Annotated in this window: 3 protein-coding genes; all 3 read right to left on the reverse strand. The window is 38.1% G+C overall.

What is annotated here, in order from left to right; translation table 11 throughout:
- Nucleotides 1-129: 129 nt before the first annotated feature.
- Nucleotides 130-1,032, reverse strand: a complete 903-nt coding sequence (locus Q0X89_RS08305; RefSeq protein WP_297693040.1) for a hypothetical protein — start codon at nucleotides 1,030-1,032, stop codon at nucleotides 130-132.
- A 170-nt stretch (nucleotides 1,033-1,202) separates the two neighbouring features.
- The gene (locus Q0X89_RS08310) at nucleotides 1,203-1,982 is read right to left on the reverse strand and encodes a DUF6090 family protein (protein WP_297693042.1); all 780 of its coding nucleotides are present in this window, start codon (nucleotides 1,980-1,982) and stop codon (nucleotides 1,203-1,205) included.
- 46 nt (nucleotides 1,983-2,028) lie between these two features.
- Nucleotides 2,029-2,477: hypothetical protein (locus Q0X89_RS08315; protein ID WP_297693044.1), on the reverse strand; the 449-nt coding region annotated here is incomplete at its 5' end.

A 2,477-nucleotide genomic window follows, 5' to 3' on the forward strand; every position in this document is an offset into this window, starting at 1 on the left:
AAGTTCTACTTTAATTTTAAGTCTTAGGTCTAACTATAGACGAAAGTTTAGGGAGTGTAGACGAATGGTTAATTACTGTAGATGAGAGGGATAAAAGTTCCTAATAATAACCGGCATAGTATTTAAAACCTATTCTGTTGTATTATCAACCATCGCAGTTCCCTGTGCCGGCTGCCACAGCGTCCACGAAATAATAAACCCCCAAATAAAGCTGGATGTGCTTGTTTCAAGAAGATGCGCCATCCGCACCATTTCCGGCATGATAGGATTGGGAAGCAATAATCCACTGCTGCCAAGGATAGTAAATAAAAGCCCCAATAGAATACTTTTCGAGATCCTGCTACCCCTCGCCATCCTTAAAACAAGGATGCCAATAAAGACCCATAAAAACCCTCTGAGGATCTGAAACAGATAAAGTCCGGATTGGAAATTTCCCTTCATGATCTCCATAAATGAATCCATCTCCGTTTTACCGGAGTACAGCAGCCGAACTTCTTCAAATTGCCAGGCAACAAAATAACCAAAGGCAAAATAGATCAGCGGCCAAATGACTGCTGAAAGCAATAGTATTTTTTTGACACTGAATCTTAAGCCGGGAGTATTATTGCTTTTGTCTGGTTCAGATTTAAATTTGCCTGTGATCAATATGGCAATTGCCGTAAAGGCAACAAGTGTAAATGCCCCTCCAAGAACGATGGTTGCAATACCATTGCCGGGCAAACCAAGGCTATCATTAAACCAAATAGTCTCAATTTGGGACATGAAATACTGGATCCCAAAGGAAACCAGGAAGACAAGACCTGCCAGCTTCCAGCCCGTATAGCGGGCTTTGTAAATTAGTTTAAGTATAATCCCGGCATTAAGCGCACTTACCAAGAAGAAAATGAACCCCGCAGTACCATCGCTATCCGTTTCCATTTCCATGAGATTACTTGGAAAAACCATATTGCCAAGCATCAGACCAACTACCCATAAAATCATCATTAGGATACTTAGCCCAAACCAGATTGCAATATTCTTCAATAATTCCATAATTAAGGTTTAAATTTTCGGGAGTACTAAAACCGCCCAAAGATCCCTTAATAAAGTTCTATAAAACATGATATTTGTCAACTTCTGCAAATCTTCTGGCCCGTTCGCTAAAAACAGTCACTGAATGTTTTTTTAAGGCTCTATGCTGTTTCGATAAAGGGATAAATTGATCATTTTTTCAATTCATTAAGTTCATTTTCAATCAATGAAATTACTCTTTGGGTCTCCTTAATGTTATCATATAGCAATACTGAAATCACATTTCTTTGTATGGTTACAGATTTAATCATAGGGAGGTAAATGGAGTCTTGTATTAGTGCAGAATAATTATTTGGATAAATGGGGACATTAAAAGGGTTATTTGAATCAAATTTTTTATGATCATAACTAAAAAGCTTGTCAATATAAGCCTGTCTGTCTGGTTGAAAAGATTCAAAATATTCCATTTCCTCCAGCAAGGTCTTATGTGTTAATTCAAAGAGCTCCACAATATTATTTCTAAGCGTATCCGAGCTAATTATATTGTAACCAACATTTTTCAAACCCTCATAGCCTGCAAATGATAATGAAAGATTTGTTCCGGGTTTTCTGGCATCCTGAAAATGTCTATTCATAGTATCTGAATAGGCCATACCGTGTTCGAGAGCAGTAATAACAATATCACTTGATCTGTTCCAGTTTGATCTTTTTATAGAATCAGAAATCATCCTGTTGTAGTTTTGTTCCAGGGATGTCAAAAGTTCTGTTAAAACTTTCCGTTCTAGTTTCCGTTCTTTCTTATGCTCATTCCAATTGTTAATTTGTAAGGCAATTAAAATCCCAATCACAACCAGCAAAATCTCACCCATGGCATACAGCAGGTACTTGCCGAACCTGTCTGCCCTCCGTGACCCGGCAGGCGGGTTGTCACTAATTAAGCGTTGTCGGATTTGACGGAAGAATTTAATCATTGGTCTGGGGTTTGGCCTTTCATCATTACATTTATTGATCTTATGACTAGAATTTGATTTCATTATCTATCATTCCAATTAGCTTTCGGGCATGAAGGGTGAGTTCCCCGGTTTCAGTATTTGTAATTTGTAAATGTGAAGCCCTCATTCGTAAATGGTTTAAAAACTCCCTGTCTTTTAGTAAGCCCTCACGGTCACTTTTCAGCGGAATATCTGAATATTCTTCTTGCCTTATGCTTGTGCCGAAAAAGGAGGTAGAAAAGCTCTGGTCAAGGACATCCTGGATGATAATGTATTTAGCCACCAAAGGATAATAATTATTTTGAAACAAAGTCATGGCATAGGTTTCTTCTTCAATCATGTCATTTATAGATCCCGGCCAGGAGATCAGGAAATTCCTGATAGAATCATTCCGGATAAGGCTAATCTTGCCTGAAGAAAATAATTGATCAATTGTTCCCAGGGTGTTATTAAAAGTAGGCCGGTAAAAGGTTA

Source organism: uncultured Eudoraea sp. (assembly GCF_947258525.1).
GTDB lineage: Bacteria > Bacteroidota > Bacteroidia > Flavobacteriales > Flavobacteriaceae > Eudoraea.